Origin of the sequence: Methylomicrobium lacus LW14, from assembly GCF_000527095.1 — a bacterium.
GTDB lineage: Bacteria > Pseudomonadota > Gammaproteobacteria > Methylococcales > Methylomonadaceae > Methylomicrobium > Methylomicrobium lacus.
This window is the reverse complement of the sequence record NZ_AZUN01000001.1, coordinates 2704317-2718856: the sequence shown is the minus strand read 5'-3', so window position 1 is coordinate 2718856 and position 14540 is coordinate 2704317. Positions and strand designations below refer to the sequence as shown.

Annotated in this window: 9 protein-coding genes; 3 read left to right on the top strand and 6 right to left on the bottom strand. The window is 56.6% G+C overall.

Translation table 11 applies throughout. The features are described 5' to 3' along the window. Nucleotides 1-70 precede the first annotated feature (70 nt). The 3 genes from METLA_RS0112445 to METLA_RS23350 all read right to left on the bottom strand — a co-directional run bounded on the left by METLA_RS0112445 (nt 71) and on the right by METLA_RS23350 (nt 4148). A complete protein-coding gene (locus METLA_RS0112445) occupies nt 71-1369 on the bottom strand; it encodes an McrC family protein (RefSeq protein ID WP_024298862.1) in 1299 nt (432 codons plus the stop codon). Continuing rightward, a complete protein-coding gene (locus METLA_RS0112440) occupies nt 1366-3561 on the bottom strand; it encodes an AAA family ATPase (RefSeq protein WP_024298861.1) in 2196 nt (731 codons plus the stop codon). The genes METLA_RS0112445 and METLA_RS0112440 overlap by 4 nt, the downstream gene beginning before the upstream one ends. Before the next feature lie 137 nt (nt 3562-3698). Then, nucleotides 3699-4148 (bottom strand): hypothetical protein, encoded by a 450-nt coding sequence (locus tag METLA_RS23350; protein ID WP_206740952.1) that lies wholly within the window; start codon nt 4146-4148, stop codon nt 3699-3701. Nucleotides 4149-4324: 176 nt separating this feature from the next. Between METLA_RS23350 and METLA_RS23755 the strand changes: the two genes are divergently transcribed. Genes METLA_RS23755 through METLA_RS0112420 form a run of 3 tightly spaced genes read left to right on the top strand, consistent with a single transcriptional unit; the run spans nt 4325 to nt 5067 of the window. After that, a complete protein-coding gene (locus tag METLA_RS23755) occupies nt 4325-4540 on the top strand; it encodes a restriction endonuclease subunit S (RefSeq protein WP_024298859.1) in 216 nt (71 codons plus the stop codon). 26 nt (nt 4541-4566) lie between these two features. Next, nucleotides 4567-4821, top strand: a complete 255-nt coding sequence (locus METLA_RS0112425) for a DUF4160 domain-containing protein (protein WP_024298858.1) — start codon at nt 4567-4569, stop codon at nt 4819-4821. Nucleotides 4822-4824: 3 nt separating this feature from the next. Further along, entirely contained in the window at nt 4825-5067 is a 243-nt protein-coding gene (locus METLA_RS0112420) for a DUF2442 domain-containing protein (RefSeq protein WP_024298857.1), read from the top strand. 221 nt (nt 5068-5288) lie between these two features. Here the strand turns inward: METLA_RS0112420 and recD are convergent, their stop codons facing one another. Genes recD through recC form a run of 3 tightly spaced genes read right to left on the bottom strand, consistent with a single transcriptional unit; the run spans nt 5289 to nt 14496 of the window. Continuing rightward, nucleotides 5289-7295 (bottom strand): exodeoxyribonuclease V subunit alpha, encoded by a 2007-nt coding sequence (recD, locus tag METLA_RS0112415; RefSeq protein ID WP_024298856.1) that lies wholly within the window; start codon nt 7293-7295, stop codon nt 5289-5291. Continuing rightward, the gene (recB, locus tag METLA_RS0112410) at nt 7292-10978 is read right to left on the bottom strand and encodes an exodeoxyribonuclease V subunit beta (protein WP_024298855.1); all 3687 of its coding nucleotides are present in this window, start codon (nt 10976-10978) and stop codon (nt 7292-7294) included. Before recB ends, recD begins: the two co-directional genes overlap by 4 nt. Beyond that, entirely contained in the window at nt 10975-14496 is a 3522-nt protein-coding gene (gene recC, locus METLA_RS0112405) for an exodeoxyribonuclease V subunit gamma (protein WP_024298854.1), read from the bottom strand. The genes recB and recC overlap by 4 nt, the downstream gene beginning before the upstream one ends. Nucleotides 14497-14540: the final 44 nt, after the last annotated feature.

Below are 14540 nucleotides of genomic sequence, written 5' to 3'. Positions count from 1 at the left end.
TAGTGCCGCGTGCTACATAAATAAAGGATAATAGCAACCCCAAAAAGTCGATCTTCGGTTAAAGGTCTTGTTATCCCGCAATCCGTAACGGATTGAAGAGGCTTGCTTTTATGTCATTCGGCCAATGCATTTCGCCCTTTTCGAGATCGAACGGTGTTACCCATAAACGCAATTTTTCTGAAAACTTGAATGGCTGCAAGGTCTCCGGAAAATTCTCGGTTTTCGGATAAATCAGGATCATGTCGCCCTCGCCAGGCAGATAGTTATGCCCATAGGCAAACATCTGGTAGAAATCGCTCTGGCTCAGGCCGTATTTATTCTCGCTATCCGCAGCCGAGAGGAGTTTCCATTTGGTGTCCAGCACCAACACGGTTTTCTGACGGCTTTGAATCAGAAAATCGGGCCGCAACTGGAATAGGTTTTTGTCTTGATGGATGCAAAGCGATTGACTAGCTGCTTGCGCTTTCAGAGTATATTGAGCGGGAAGCCGCTGGCGCAATTTGACTTCCACATAACGCTCGAACAATTTTTCCATCGGGAACAGCAAGCTGATGCCGTGCGTTTTTCCGCGCATCGCCAACGGCATGTGCTGGCCCAGCACCAGTTCGCACCATGGGCGCACCGGCTGGTAATGCGCCATCAGACGGTCGCTTCGCCACTGGCGAAAATCGGCGGCGATGTTCTGACTATCGGGGATTTCGGCCACTAATCCGGCCAGTTCGTGGGAGAGCCGCCAGGTATCGGCCTCCTGGGTCAAGCCGCAGATACGCATCAGGGCCGACTTGAGCAGGCGGTTCTCGGGGCGGTCCGCCAGAAACAGGTCATGGCGGATATTGAAAATATGCGCGCGCCCCGGCGGCTGGCGCAACTGTTTGTTCATGTCCAGCCGGCCGCGCAGGTAGCGCTGTTCTTCCTCGACGCGGCGGTAATCGAAGCGCAAACCGCGTTTCAGCAAGTGATCCAGGGCCAGCACGAATTCTTTCATCACCCATTCCAGCAGGGGATGGCGATAGGTCTGGATATGGGTTTTCTCGGTGGTGCGCGCCGGCAGATCGAGCGCCACCTCCAGCATCTTGATCAACAATTTGCGGGAGGCCTCGATGGCGGCTTCGCCGGAGGCCTCGGTATGTTTGGGCAGGATTTCCAACAACGTGCCGCACGGCGTCTCCACGATCCCGACAAAATTGTCCAGGCGCAGCCACTGGCGATTCTCCAGATGCAGCAGCGAGGCGCCGTTTGTTCTGAAACCGGCGGACAGTCGGCACAGCCAATCGAACGCCGATTGAGGGATGCAGGCTCGGTCCAGGCTGGTTTCTATCGAGTCATCGGTCGTGAGCCGCGCATATTCGCGCACGACGATGGGTGTCATTCGAGCGCTCCGAGAATTCCGCGATAGCTTTCAATCTTGCCGAATGCATCCTCATTGATATGCCAGCGCCTATCCTGCACGTTCCCCGTGAAGTCGTCGCCAAATAAGCTCTTAGGGTCAGACGATGCTTTTTGCAAAAACTTTTGCCCATCGGTTTTTTTGTGATCATTCAAAACCCAGGCAATCCTCTCCCAGTCTTCGAAGAAATACTCCTCCAGAAGAGGCAGGATTTGCTGGCGGAAAATGAAAGACAGTTTTTCCATGGACTTGTTCTTTTTCAAGGACATGAAATAAGCATGACCCAAACAATGGTCGCGGTCCAGCAGTACTTCGATGCGCTCGTTCATTTTGCGTAGCATCTGTCCGATGTTCACTTCGTCATTCCCTCCCTCAATTACGATGTCATCGAGCAATTCCGGTTTGGGAGGCATTTCCTTGAAGGTAAAGCGGCGACGCAAGGCGATATCCAAACCGGCCAGCGAGCGGTCGGCCGTGTTCATCGTGCCGATCAGGTAAACGTTGGATGGAACACTGAAGGGATTCTTGGAGTAAGGTAAAGTGATTTTAAGAGCTTCATCGGCTCCTTCTCGTTTAGATGGTTCGATTAAAGTTATGAGCTCGCCGAAAATACGTGAAATATTACCCCGGTTAATCTCGTCAATAATTAAAACGTGAGGTTTATGCACATCGGTCACCACCCCGGATACGGCCGGATTAACACCGAATTTTTCAATGTGAGATAAGAGATCTCCCCATTTCAACCGCAACGGGTACACCGTCTGTTGGGTAAATCGTTTACCGTCGTTAAGTGGGTCTATCGGAAGTTGTAAATCCCGATACAGCCAGTTCACAGGCAGAACATGGTTGTAGTTTTTACGATCGACTTCACTTGGTACATTTTGCTCGTAATAGTATTCTCCTGTCACCACACCCACGCCAGCGATTGTTTCCGCTGAATGGATGCATACCAGAATGTCACCTTTCTCTATTTTCTCGGAAAAGTACTTTAATGTTCCTTGGTTTTTTGCGCTCAGATCATTGTAATAATCGTTTGGGGTATATGACTCGCGTAAGTCACCAGTTTGGCCCCATCCAATCCGCGCCTCGCCATGATTAAAACAGTATGTCTTTGTCGGATTTTGCCCAGTACCATTGATAGAAATCTTCCAGATAATGGGGTCCCTACGGATGCCAAGCTCAGGCTGAACACCTTGCGTTCTGGCATTATCGCATAAGCGCTTAAATATACCGGGCTCAACCAAATACTCTAACTGATTTTCGTCATTGGTTTCTGCCCGCAACCCTTCCACAAAGTCTTCATAGCTGAAACTCTGGTGGAACGTTACAAAGCGGATTAGACCTTCCTTTACCAAAGCATCATAACGCTGTTTTAACTTATCCCTTCGCGCACATTGAGTTTTCCAATCCGAACCGGATACTTCTGGATGTTTGGCCAAAAACTCCGGATCAACAATTTCAAGCGCGGCATCGATCGTGGCATAGGTTTTTCCTGTGCCCGGAGGACCAAACAGAATTTGATTTAGAGATGTTTTATTTGTCATGAGTTTGCTTACTTCTGTGTTTTTTGGTTCAATCTCTTTGCCTAATGTTTTGTCAGTCGTAATCGAGTGGATATCTATGGTATTGACATCACACCCTATGCCGAAAGGGCCAGGTTTAAGTTGCAGCCAAAGAGCCTTATCATCCTGCTCATAGCGTGCGGGACCGCAGTCGAAGGTGTGGTCTGGGCTGCAATTCCTGCTGGCCCCATCTTTGAGTATTCCCTTGATAGGTATCCCTTGGTTGAGCGCTAACTCCAGGTTATCCCAGTGAGCAGTCCAGTTATTACTTTCGCCTGGGATTGGCTTCCCTACTCGGTACCAATACGTTCCATCGTGCTCGTCACGATATATAGCCTCGTGACGACCATTTTCATCTGGCGAACCGTGAAGATTCCAGATAGTTGTAACAAGCCGAGTGGCACGACCTTTTTGGGCTTCATCTTTCATTACGTCAAACATAGACCAGCGTTGATAGGGTTCAAGTGCTCCAAGGCCACGAAATGCCTCGTTAGTTCCTGTTTTGAATTGGGCTGGCTTGGGTTGGGTAGGTGCTGGAGTGGGGCTTTCTTGAGTTAAATTTTTTTCTGCAGACAGGCTGTTTTTTTCTTCTTCGGTTATAAAGTCATTCATTTCGTAGTTTCCTAAATTTATTTTTTGCTTCCTATTTTCATGCCAAGATCTCGTTGGGTGCGGTGAACGGAGGGAACCGCACCAAGTGCCCTTTAGGGTATCGTTCGCGATCGGTGCGGTTCGTGCCTCACCGCACCCTACAGAGTTCTTTCATCAAAGTTCACCGCGCCCATCATTGCAGAGTCGGCGGCAAACTTTTCATCCTGGATACGTTCCTGCCGGCTTTTCTCGTCGAAATAACGCCTGGGATTGCCGCACATCCAGCAACTGCACTTGGCGGGCGCATTCACATGCCGGCCCAGCGTGGCCGAATCGCCATGCCGGCTTGCGCCGATCGCATGATCGAAGGCGCGGGTTTTTTTCAGTCGTTGCAGATGATGGCGTCTGATTCCTCGAATGATCTCTTTCATGGGCTTCTCGTATGCAGATTGTGTTTCGTCATGCCGTAAAGTGGACTGCGATGGCAGGTATTCTGGCTCATTCGCTTTTGTAAATTCAATCACTTTCGGAGGCGTTGGGTCGTTTTCGCGGTTAAGATGCTGAAGCATTGAGATTTTTTTTCTCGGCAGGACCTTGGGTTTTGCCAAGGCGATATGAAATTCCGTAGGCCGGATAAGCGTGGCGCACTTGTGCCCTGTGGGTATCCGGCGCGGCATCAGGGGGAATGCGCTATAATCCAGTGACCAATAGCTCCGGAACGTAAAGTTTCCAATGTTGCGGAAACCCGGACAATCCGGGTTTTCTATATCCCTCTGCAATAGGAATGATGAATCAGGATAACCTAAAGGAATTATTGTTGGCTTTGAGTTTTGAACCCACAGGCCAAAACAGCATCAATGCCACTAAAATGCGCCACCTCAAAGTGCCGTTACCTCCGTTGTCCGAACAACAGCGTTTCCTCGCCGAAATCGAACAACTCGAACAAACCAGCGCCGCCGCCCCGTCCAGAAAACAGGCGGTCATGCAGCGGTATTTATGACGCCAAAAGAATGACGGAAAACCGCAATGCCCGAAATTTGCCGCTTCTATGGAATTCTTATCAGAATGTATCTGATCGACCGAGAGCACCCGCCGCGCCATATCCATATTAAATACGGCGAGCATGAAGCGGTGATGGAGTTGATCAACCTCAACATCATCGACGGGAGCATTCCTAAAAAATGCCGCCAGTTGGTCAGGGAATGGGCGGAGTTGCATCAAGATGAATTAATCGAAATGTGGGATACTCAAAATTTCCATGCCATTCAACCACTGGAGTAACTCATGAAACTCAAACGCTTTGAGCATCTGGAAGGTTATCGTTTTATGCTGACTTTTGAGAACGGGGAGATTAAGCAGGCCGATTTGCATGAATTGATCGGCGCTTATGTGGCCCCGGATGCGTTGTCGACGGCGCGTATAAATCCGGAGTGGGAATGTTTGGAATTTAACGACGGCAGGGTTGATATAGAACCCAAAACGCTGTATCGGTATGCGACCGCGGCTGATTCCAGGCAGGCTGCATAATGTCGTCGCCGCTCCAGCTAAAACGCAGGTGATTATGCAGGCGTATTTGTCATGAAATTCGAATGGGACGAAACCAAAAACCAGGCGGACATCCGCAAACACGGCATCGACTAAGCGGGACGGGATTTGCAATCCCGTCTCCTTCGTTTTGAGGCTGCCGCTAGCCCAAAGCGTGTGGAAACTCTGCGACGGAGCAACATGCCCTGTCCGGCGAAGTTTATTCAGCCGGAGTCTACAGGATTTTTCATCCGCGCCTTGACGGCCTGATCGAAAACACCTTCCCGGCTTTCCAGCAGGGTAAAGTTTTCCTTGGCCCGGGTGATGCCGGTGTAGATCAGCTCGCGGGTCAAAACCGGGCTTCGGGTTTCGGGCAGGGCCAGCACGACGTGATTGAATTCGGAGCCTTGCGATTTGTGCACCGTGATCGCGAACGCGGTTTCCGCATCGGGCAGGCGCATCGGCGACAGCCAGCGGATTCGGGTTTCGGCCAGCGGGTCGTCGGCGGGAAAAGCTACCCGCCGTTTGCCAGTATGATCATAAAGCGCGATGCCGATATCGCCGTTCATCAGGCTCAGGTTATAGTCGTTGCGGGTGATCATCACCGGCCGACCTTCGTACCAAAGCCCCGACGCCAGCTTCGGAAACAGCCAGGCTTCAATGCGCCGGTTCATTTCTTCCACCCCCCAGCGGCCGCGCCGCAGCGCGCAGAGCACCTGGAAGGCGTCGAACGCGGCCAGGACCCGTTCGGCCCAGTCATTGTAGGAAGCGGGATCGCCGGCCGGGCGGTTTCGGATCGCGTCCAGGTAGTAGCCGTAGCCTTGACCGGGATTCGGCTTGCCTTCGGCATTGAAACCGGCATTGGCCGTGACCAGTTTTTTCAGCAGGGCGTCGGCCGCATCGGGCTCCGGCCGGGTTCTGAGCCGCAGATAGTCGGCGGCGGTCGCAGGCAGCAGATCCTTGAAGCGGGCCGTATCGTTCAGGATGGCTTGCGCCTGGATGCTGTCGCCCGCATTCACCGCGCGCGCCAGCCGGCCGATGCCGCTGTGTTCGCCGAAGCGGTGGCTGTAACGCAGCATTACGGTTTGCTGGTTGATGTGCGTGCCCGGAGCTGCCGAGGGCGGGAGCCGTTCGCCGGAATATTTTTCGATCCAGGCGCGGGCGTCATTATCATAGGCCGCGTTTTCGGCGTCCCGGCACAGATCGCCCATCACCGAGCCGGCTTCGACGGATGCCAGCTGGTCCTTGTCGCCGAGCAGGATCAACTGCGCGTTGTCCGGCAACGCTTCGAGCAAGGAGGCCATCATTTCCAGATGGATCATCGAGGCTTCGTCAACGATCACGATGTCCGCGGCGAGCGGGTTGTGCCGGTTATGCTTGAAGCGGCGGGAATCGGGGCGGCTGCCCAGCAGGCGGTGCAGCGTGCCGGCTTTTTTGGGGATGCTTTCCTTGATGTTGTCATCAACATTGAGCTGCTTCAGCGCATTGGCGATCGATTCGCTGACCCGCGCCGAGGCCTTGCCGGTCGGCGCGGCCAGCAGGATATTCGGTTTGCGCGCGCCGGGCGATTCGACTTCTACAAGCTGGATTAGCAGCGCAAGCAGTTTGGTCAATGTCGTGGTCTTGCCGGTGCCGGGGCCGCCAGTAATGATCGCGAAGCGCGAGCGCAGCGCCAGCACGCAGGCGATTTTCTGCCAGTCCGGCTGCGGCTGCTCGGGTCTGCCGGGAAACAGCGCGTCTATCTGTTCAAGCAAGGTTTCGGGCAGGTCAAGGCGGGCCGGCGCCAGGCGGTCCTGAATGCACCGGTCCAGCGTTTGTTGATATTGCCAGTAGCGACGCAGATACAGGCGGCTGCCGTCCAGCACCAGCGGCGTATTGCCTTCTCCCGTCGAAACCAGCTTGGATTTCTGGAGATCGGATTGCCATTGCGACAGGGGCAATGTTTTGAGCGCCGCAAGCTCCGCCTTCGCGGATTCGGAGCGGGAAGTCCAGTCCTCGTCGCTCGGGATTGCCAATGTCAGGCCGGGCTGCTGTGACAGGCTTTTCAGGTCCAGGTACACCTCGCCCCGGTCGAGCTGATGGCTGACCAGCGCGCCGGCCCAGAGAAGCGCATCGTCCGCATTCGGCTCCAGTTCCCGCAGGAAACGCGCGAAGGCGCGGTTCAACTGGCTCAGCCAGCCCGCTTCGACCCAGCGGTCGATTTTCGTCAGTACGGACGTATCCGGGTTCATGCCGCGCCTCTTTTCGTAAAGAGTCTGTCCAGTCCTTCGATCAGCGCTTTGGGCGGCTTCACGAACACGCGTCCGCGCGTCGGGCTTTGGCAGCCGCGCAGAAACAGGTAGAGGCTGCCGCCGATATGGGCGTCATAGTCGTAATTTTCCCCTAATCTGGCTTTCAGATGGCGGTGCAGGGCGAGCAGGTACAGCGCCGCCTGCAGGTCGTAGCGTTTCGCGAGCATCGCCGCGGTCAAGGCTTCCGGCGTATAGGCCGTATCGCCGCCGCCGAGGCTGTTGAATTTATAATCGGCCACGTAATAGCGCCCCTCGTGCACAAAAACCAGGTCGATGAAGCCTTTCAGGAGGCCGTTCACCCGCGCGGGCAGCAGCGCCGGGCGGGGCGCATGGGAAAAAGTATGCCGGGTTACGAGGCGGTCCAAGGCCTGGGCATCCACGTGTTCGGCGCCGATCAGGAACTCCAGCTCGGGCTGATAGGCGCCCGGCGCCAGCCTGCCCAGGCAGAGGTCCGCGCTTTCCAGCAGGGGCAGGGCCAGCCAGTCCGACAACGCGGAGGCGACCACGCCGTGTTTGCCGGCCCAGTCTTTGGCCGCGAAACGCTCTTGTATCCACTCGCTCGCCAGTTCCGGCTTCGCGTGAATTTCCGCAAAGCCGAGGCGCGCGCAGCGTTCGAGCAGGTCGTGGATCAGCACGCCGGGGGCGGCGCCGCGGGGCAAGGCGTGAATCCCGGTCGCGGCGACAGGTCCCGTGTCCGGCTCCGTTTCGTCGCTGCGCTTGTCGTCCCTTGCCGTTTCGGGCTCGTTCGGGGTGCCGGCGGCAGGGGATTGTTCCGCCTGGGGTTTGTCTTCGGTCGAAAGCACGCTGTAGCTGGCGATCCACCAGTCGGACGGAATCCGTGCTTTGACCGTGCGCGCCGGATGAATATGCCCGGACTCGGTCGGAGGTATGTACTGCGCATTGCTGGCCGCGGGTAGTGCGGTGATTTCGATCGCCGCGCAATCGCCTTTGAGCTCGGCGAGCTGCGTCCCCAGCTTTTCGATCTCCGTATCGAATTTCCAGTTCAGCAGCGCACCGACTGCGGATTTATCCAGCTGACACTCCTTGCCGGTCGATTTGACCGGCGCGATGCCCAGCCAGCAGCCATGGCACGCTCGGGTCATCGCGACATAGAGCAGGCGCAAATCTTCCTGAAGGCGCTCGGCGTCGTGTTTTTGCTTGTTCTCCTCGCTCTTGTCGAGGTCGATGATCAGCCGGTGGTCGTCGTCCTGTTCGTCATGGTAGCGGTAATGCGAGGCTTTGCCGGTGACTTCCTTGTAGCTGCAGATGAAGGGCAGAAAAACGAGCGGATATTCGAGTCCCTTGGATTTGTGGATCGTGACGATCTTGATCAGGTCGGCGTCGCTTTCGAGCCGGATGATCTCTTCGTTGCCCAACCGCCCGCTCCCGTTTGCGATCGACTCGGTCAGGTAGCGGATCAGCGCCTGTTCGCCTTCGAGCTGGCTGCCGGCCTGCTGCATCAGCTCGGCCAGATGCAGCATGTTGGTCAGGATGCGCTCGCCCTCTGTATCCTGACTGAGCCGCGCGTACAGCCCGTAGTCGTCGATCAGCTGCCGCAAGGCCGGCAGGATGCCGTCTTGCCGCCAGCGCTTGTGATAGACAAGAAAGCGGTCCAGTTGCAGTTCCCACTCCGGTTCGTTTTGGGCCAGTCGATGGAGCTTCCGGTAAGGCCAGCCGAAGGTGGCGGTGCCGAGCGCCGCACGAACCTTGCGCTCGTTCCGCGGATCGGCTAGTGCTTTCAGCCAGATCAGCAGGTCGGAGGCTTCCTGTGTCCTGAAAATCGACTCTTTCTCGGAAAGATAGACGCTGCGCAGGTTTCGCTTCGAAAGCGCCTTGCGCATCGCTCTGGCTTCGGTGCCGCTGCGGACCAGGATCGCGATGTCCGACGGTTTCAAGGGCGTAAGGCCGTCCGCAGACGATTGGAATCCGGCCTGCCCAGCCTGGGCGCGCTCCAGCAGCCTGACGATCTCGCTGGCGGCGGCTTCGGCCATTTTTTCACGGTACTCCGGCATTCCGACCGCTTTTCCCTCGTTCAAAAGCCAAAATGTGAGGGCAGGCGCGAGTCGATGATCGATCTGCCATTCCTCTTCTCGCCCCTTTGCGCCGACTTCGAGGAAAGGCAGGGGATTTTCCTGCTCGCGCCTGAAGCGGAAAACCCCGGCCGGATGTTTGCCGTCCGCATACAGGAAGACCTGGTTGACGGCCTCGACCAGGGCGTTTGTGGAGCGGTAATTGGTCGTCAGTGTATGACGGCGTCCTTTCGTGTGCCTGTGAGCTTTCAGATAGGTGTAAATATCGGCGCCGCGGAACGAATAGATCGCCTGCTTCGGGTCGCCGATCATAAAGCAGCCCGCGCCGTCTTCGGTGTCCGCCGGGTAGATGGCCGAAAATATCCGGTACTGGATCGGATCGGTATCCTGGAATTCGTCGATCAGCGCGATCGGGTATTGCTGGCGGATCGTCTTTTTCAATGACTCTCCGCTGGGTCCTTGCAGCGCGTTATCCAGGCGGGTCAGCATGTCGTTGAAAGTCATCCGGGCCATGCGCTGCTTTTCGCGGTCATAACGTTCCCGTATCCAGTGAATTGCATGCTTCATCAGCTCGACTTTCAGTTTGGGGAGCGACGCGAGTTGCTGGGGTAATAGGGCGATTGCGTCGAAGCCGGGATGCATGGGCAGGATTTTGCCAGGGTCGGCCAGGCTCTGCATTCCGCTGGGGGAGAGATTTTCGAAGCCTTTGCCGAGATTGAGCGTCCCTTCCATAGGGTTCGAGCTCCAGGCGGTGATTTTGTCGAACCAATCTCGAACATGGTTGGATTTATAGTTTTTGGCGGGAAGGACTTTATTTTTAACCGCGTCTTCAACTAGGGCTTTTACTTCACCTGCCCAGCGGTTCCATGGCTCTTTCAGGGCTTTCAGCGCCTGCAGCTTGGCATCATCTACCGACGCCAGCAGGGATTTGATATCGGGATGATTCTCCAGGCAGCGGTCGATCGGGTCCGAGCTGTTCAGGTGCGCCTTGAGATCATTCAGCAACGCGTCGGGATGGCTGAAATGGTTGTAAAGTTGAACGATATCCGGATCGTCCTCCACGTCATAGTAAAAGTTGCGCCAGTAATCCTTGACAACTTCGTGCAAAAGCTCCGTGTCGTCGTTATTGACTTCCTGGCGGAACAGGCTGCCGCTGTGAAACGCATGCTGCTGCAGCATTCTGTTGCACCAGCCGTGGATGGTATAAATCGCCGCTTCGTCCATCCAGTTGGCGGCCAGTTCCAGGCGATGGGCGCAGGCAGGCCACGCGGTTTCGGGGAAATCCGCGCGTACGGCTTCCAGAAAGGGGTCCGTTTTGACGGATTTTTTGCGGAAAAAGCGCGCCGTCTGGCTCAGGCGGTCGCGGATACGCTCCCGGAGTTCCTGCGTCGCCGGGTCGGTGAACGTGACAACCAGGATTTCCGGCGGCAATAGTTGGCGTTCCGGTGCCGCATTGTTCGGGGAGTGACCGAGGATCAGCCGTACATACAAGGCCGCGATCGTATAGGTTTTGCCGGTTCCGGCGCTGGCTTCGATCAGGCGGACGCCGGACAGGGGAAAATCGACGGGGTTTAACGGGATGGCCGCTGTCATGATTGCGCTTCCGTTGCGAATGAATAATGGGTGATAAGGTCAGGATCAAAAATAGGACCGTATAGCGTTTCGGTCCAAAATTCGAAGCCTATGTCGGAGTCGGCTTGACGCAGTTCCTCGAAGGTCGGGAAAAACCGCGCCAGATAGGGATCATAAGCCACCTCTCCGTCTTTCCAATCGCTGCCTTCGTAGCAGTCTCGGGCTTTTTCCATCGCCTTATCTTGTTGTGCTTTGTCCTTATCCAGAGCGGACAGCCAGGCGAACGCAGTCTTGCAGGCGATCGGTAGCGGATCGCGCATGCCCTGATACACCGCATATAACAGAGTTTGCAACTGGTCTGACGCCTCTGCCCGGTCAAGCGATTTTATTTTGAGTATGCCGTCCGCTGCGGCCACATAGGTTTCAAGCTCCAATCCTTCTGCGCAGGCGGTTAGATGCAGTACCCAGTATTTCATCAGATTATGGTATTTGATCCCTTCTTTTGGCTTCAACGACTGCACGGTCAGATACACCAACGCGAGCTTTTCATGGTCGCGATGCCGGCGCAGCTGGCTGAGTTCGCCGGTCAGTTCCACTACCGGCCCTTCCTTTGGCTGGAGCCGCAACGTTATGACATGAGCTTCCCGCCCGGTGGGCCAATCCGAAAGCAGTGCCTGGTAATTATCCCAGGCTGTTTTTACCGGCTCGGTCAGGCTGGTATAGAAGGCTTTCGCGAAACCGCCGAGCGGCAGCTCGCCTTTTTGCGCCATCACGGTTTGCTGGTGGTCAAGAAATGCCTCGACATCGTCTGGGTTCGTGTTTTTTATCGCATCAAGCAAACGATTGCTGTACATGTAGGCTTGCAGAGCCTCGAACTGAAAAGGCTCGTGGTCCTTGCTGGTGACCGTTTCGTCGTCGAAGCCGAATTTCAGCGCGAAATTGCAGAATTCCTTGACCGGCGCTCTCAAAAAGCTGGCCAGGAATTCCGGCGAGAAGGTCAAGGGTTTTTCATTCGCCGGGACAGGCGCCGATTCGTCCGATTCGGCCACAGCCGTTTCCGAAAACCATTCCTTCGTATAGGTGTACAGTTCCGGCCCAGGGTCCTGGGTTTTGGTTACATACTTGCGGCTGAACGGTTGCAGCGGATGGCAGGCGGTGATCTCGTCAAGCAGTTTTTTGCCGTTTGGCGGCACCCATCCCTGCGCCAGTACGTCGCGCAACTGGCCGACCAGCACCGACGGCGGACGCTTGCTGTCGTCGCGGATGCTGCGGCCGATCCAGCTGATATAAAGCTGCTCCCGCGCGGACAGTAAGGCTTCCAGGAACAGGTATTGGTCGTCCTGTCGGCGCGAGCGGTCGCCCGGGCGATACTGGCCGCGCTGGCTCATCAGGTCGAAACCGTTCACCTGCTGATTGCGCGGATAATCGCCGTCGTTCATGCCCAAGAGGCAAATCTGACGGAACGGAATCGCCCGCATCGGCATCAGGGTGCAGAAATTGACCTTGCCGCTCAAAAAACGCTGGTGCAGGGACGGTTCGTCGACGCCGGCCAGCCAGGCTTCGCGCGCCACTTGGATCGGCAGCTTGTCGTCCGGGCCGAGTCCGGCCTGTTTGCAGTGCCGGCCCCACGTTTCCAGGGCCTCGGTCAAGGAATCCAAGGTCTTGCGTTCGGCTTCGCCGCCGGCGATGAAGAAATCGTCGAGCAGGCTTTGCAGGGTTTGCCGCCAGTCGGAAAAGCTTTGCGGCTGCGCGAGCCTTCGAGCATAGTTTTCCAGCGCTTCGAGCAGGAAGGCCAGGCCGCCGAGCCATTGGGCGTCTAGGCCGCCGATTTCCTCGTAAGGCTCGATGCCGCCGAACGCTTCGCCGGCGCCGACCGCGTAGCCCAGCAGCATCCGGCGCAGGCCGAATTGCCAGGTATTCGCTTCCAGTTTCGGCATGTTGACGATCCGGGCGCGCTGTTCGGCGTTTAGCCCCCAGCGGATGCCGGCTTCCTCGATCCATTGATGCAGTTTGGGGATCGCGCTTTCCTCGATTTTAAAACGAGCACGCAACGTGCCGACTTCGAGCAGGTCGAGGTATTCGCTGACCGTGAAGCGCGAGTCGGGCAAATCGAGCAGGGACTCGATCGCGGTCAGCAAGGGATCGTTGCCGCGCTGCTGGCGGTCGGCCAGGCTGTAGGGAATATGGCGCGGATCGTCGGACGGATAGAGGCCGAAGACGGCCCGGATATGGGGCGCGTAGGCGTTGATGTCCGGCACCATTACGATCACGTCGCGCGGCGAAAGGGGGGAATCCTTCTTCGCAGAGGCTTCGAAGCGCGCCAGCAACCGGTCGTGCAGGATTTCGACTTCGCGCTGCCGGCTGTGCGCGACATGAAAGACTATCGAGTCGTCGACGCGCTCCAGCAGGGCCGGCGGGGAAGGCAGCGGTTCCAGGTCGAGGATCGATTGCTGGAGATGCTGCAGCAAGGTGCGCCGGTCGGGAGACTCGCCGTAATCGACGAACAGGTCGATTTTGTTGTCCTGCCAATTCCAGTCCTGGTAGCGTTGCTTCTCGTCGTAATGGTCCAGCAGGCGGATGTAGTCGCGGCCCTGCTTGCCCCAGGCCGCCAGCAGGGGCTGTGCGTCGAGGTGAAGATCGCCGGTATTTGAAATTTTTGCGGGATCTTTATAGGTCTGGCGGCGGCGTTCGGCCTTGAGCAAGTCCTTGTCTTCGATGATGTCGGCCCAGTAGTGCCGGCAGGGATTGTGCACGAACAGCACGATCTGGCAGAACTTGCCCAACTTTTCCAGGACTTCGAGCGATTGCTGGGGCAAGGAAGACAGGCCGAATAGGATGATCCGGCGCGGAAGTCCGGGCGGCCGGTCCTTCAGTGTTTTTATGCGGTCCATGAACTGCGCGTGCACGGCAGCCCGGCTGGCGAAGGGGGCGACCGTCTCGCTGCCTAAATCGGCCAGTACCGCTCGCCACAAGTCGGCCTGCCAGCACTGCGCGTCCGGGATAGATTGGTCTTTGCCGTGCGAGTCGCGCAGGACATTTTCGCCTTTGGCCCAATCGGTCAGCCAGTCCGAACGGTACACCTGATACTGGTCGAACAAATCGGCGAGCTGCTCGGATAGCTGGTAGCGTTTCCGGCTGTCGCGGTCATCGGCCAGGAATGTCTTCAGAGTTTCGAAACCGGATTGGGATACAAGGGTAGGCAACAAGCGATAAAGCCGCCAGGTCAGCGGGGCTTTCGCGAGCGGTTGCTCCAGCGGAATTTTTTCGCCCAATACCGCCCGATAAACGCTCCAGATGAACAGCGAGGGCAGCTGCATCTGGATTGCAGCCGCAACGCTCAGCGCGGAGTTTTGCGCCAGGTTCTGCTTCAGCCATTGTCCCATGCCGTTGCTTTGCACCAGGAAGACTTCTTGCTCCAGCGGCATCAAAGGATGTTGGCGCAGCCAGTGCGCGACGACATCGCGGAGCTCTTCGAGTTGGTTCGAATGGATGACGGCAATGCCGCTGTCCAGCGGGGTGAGGGGGCTTGACTCGGTCATTAGGGTGTCCCTTTAGGTATCGCGTGTCCAAATTGACAGGATGG

Coding starts and splice junctions, on each gene's coding strand:
- METLA_RS0112445 (WP_024298862.1), bottom strand. CDS start 1,369: ATGACACCCATCGTCGTGCGCGAATATGCGCGGCTCACGACCGATGAC.
- METLA_RS0112440 (WP_024298861.1), bottom strand. CDS start 3,561: ATGAATGACTTTATAACCGAAGAAGAAAAAAACAGCCTGTCTGCAGAA.
- METLA_RS23755 (WP_024298859.1), top strand. CDS start 4,325: ATGATGAATCAGGATAACCTAAAGGAATTATTGTTGGCTTTGAGTTTT.
- METLA_RS0112425 (WP_024298858.1), top strand. CDS start 4,567: ATGCCCGAAATTTGCCGCTTCTATGGAATTCTTATCAGAATGTATCTG.
- METLA_RS0112420 (WP_024298857.1), top strand. CDS start 4,825: ATGAAACTCAAACGCTTTGAGCATCTGGAAGGTTATCGTTTTATGCTG.
- recD (WP_024298856.1), bottom strand. CDS start 7,295: ATGAACCCGGATACGTCCGTACTGACGAAAATCGACCGCTGGGTCGAA.
- recB (WP_024298855.1), bottom strand. CDS start 10,978: ATGACAGCGGCCATCCCGTTAAACCCCGTCGATTTTCCCCTGTCCGGC.
- recC (WP_024298854.1), bottom strand. CDS start 14,496: ATGACCGAGTCAAGCCCCCTCACCCCGCTGGACAGCGGCATTGCCGTC.